1 rRNA gene is annotated in these 1,828 nt (G+C 55.0%); it reads right to left on the reverse strand.

Going from position 1 to position 1,828, the window contains the following annotated elements:
- A 23S ribosomal RNA gene (locus ABD240_RS17050) occupies positions 1–1,728 on the reverse strand; the annotation flags it as partial.
- Positions 1,729–1,828 lie beyond the last annotated feature (100 nt).

Genomic DNA, 1,828 nt, shown 5'->3' on the forward strand with positions numbered 1-1,828 from the left:
ATCAGCTCTCAGACACATGAGCAGCGGATTTACCTACCACTCGTCCTACCACCTTAGACCACGACAACCATCGCGCGGCCCGGCTACCTTCCTGCGTCACACCCGTTAACACGCTTACCTACTACATGCTCAGGTCCCACCCCACACCACACACACAACCCGAAGGTCACACGCGGGTGCGGACTGGTTAGTCTCACACGCCTCAGTACTGACGGTCCTTCGCCGGTACGGGAATATCAACCCGTTGTCCATCGACTACGCCTGTCGGCCTCGCCTTAGGTCCCGACTTACCCAGGGCGGATTAGCCTAGCCCTGGAACCCTTGGTCATCCGGCGGAAGGGTTTCTCACCCTTCATTCGCTACTCATGCCTGCATTCTCACTCGCATAGCCTCCACCACTGAATCACTTCGCAGCTTCACCGGCCACACGACGCTCCCCTACCCAACACCACAACCATTACAGCATACGTGGTATTGCCACGACTTCGGCGGTGTACTTAAGCCCCGCTACATTATCGGCGCGGAATCACTTGACCAGTGAGCTATTACGCACTCTTTCAAGGATGGCTGCTTCTAAGCCAACCTCCTGGTTGTCTTCGCAACTCCACATCCTTTTCCACTGAGCACACGCTTAGGGGCCTTAGTCGGTGGTCTGGGCTGTTTCCCTCTCGACTACGAAGCTTATCCCCCGCAGTCTCACTGCCATGCTTACACTTACCGGCATTCGGAGTTTGGCTGACGTCAGTAACCCGGTAGGGCCCATCGGCCATCCAGTAGCTCTACCTCCGGCAAGAAACACACAACGCTGCACCTAAATGCATTTCGGGGAGAACCAGCTATCACAGAGTTTGATTGGCCTTTCACCCCTAACCACAGGTCATCCCCTCCATTTTCAACTGAAGTGGGTGCGGGCCTCCACGACGTCTTACCATCGCTTCACCCTGCCCATGGCTAGATCACTCCGCTTCGGGTCTAGGACACGCGACTCACTCGCCCTCTTCGGACTCGCTTTCGCTACGACTACCCACCAAAAGGTTAATCTCGCCACGTGCCGCTAACTCGCAGGCTCATTCTTCAAAAGGCACGCCATCACCCCAACAAGGAGGCTCTGACGGATTGTAAGCGCATGGTTTCAGGTACTATTTCACTCCCCTCCCGGGGTACTTTTCACCATTCCCTCACGGTACTGATCCGCTATCGGTCATCAGGAAGTATTCAGCCTTACCAGGTGGTCCTGGCAGATTCACACAAGATTACACGAGTCCCGTGCTACTCGGGCACCACCACACACGCATACCAGCCGTTTCGTCTACAGGACTCTCACCCTCTACGGTCACGCTTCCCAACGCATTCGACTACAACCAGTAACATTCGTGCTCACCCCATGCCAAGAATGAACGAGTGGCCCCACAACACCGCGCATGCAACACTGGCACGCTTACACACACACGGTTTAGGCTCCTCCGCTTTCGCTCGCCACTACTCACGGAATCATTATTATTTTCTCTTCCTGTGGGTACTGAGATGTTTCACTTCCCCACGTTCCCCCCACACACCCTATATATTCAGATGCGGGTCACGACACATGACATGCCGCGGGGTTTCCCCATTCGGACACCCTCGGATCACCGTTCGTTTACCAACTCCCCGAGGCTTATCGCAGGTTACCGCGTCCTTCATCGGCTCCTGATGCCAAGGCATCCACCATGCGCTCTTGAACACTCACACACACCCCACAAACCATGAAGTGATGCGAGTCGGATAACACAAGAAACACAACAACAACAAAATCACACAGAACACCACACACACCCCACAAAGGGCACAT

Source organism: Brevibacterium salitolerans (assembly GCF_039531405.1).
GTDB classification, from domain to species: Bacteria; Actinomycetota; Actinomycetes; order Actinomycetales; family Brevibacteriaceae; genus Brevibacterium; species Brevibacterium salitolerans.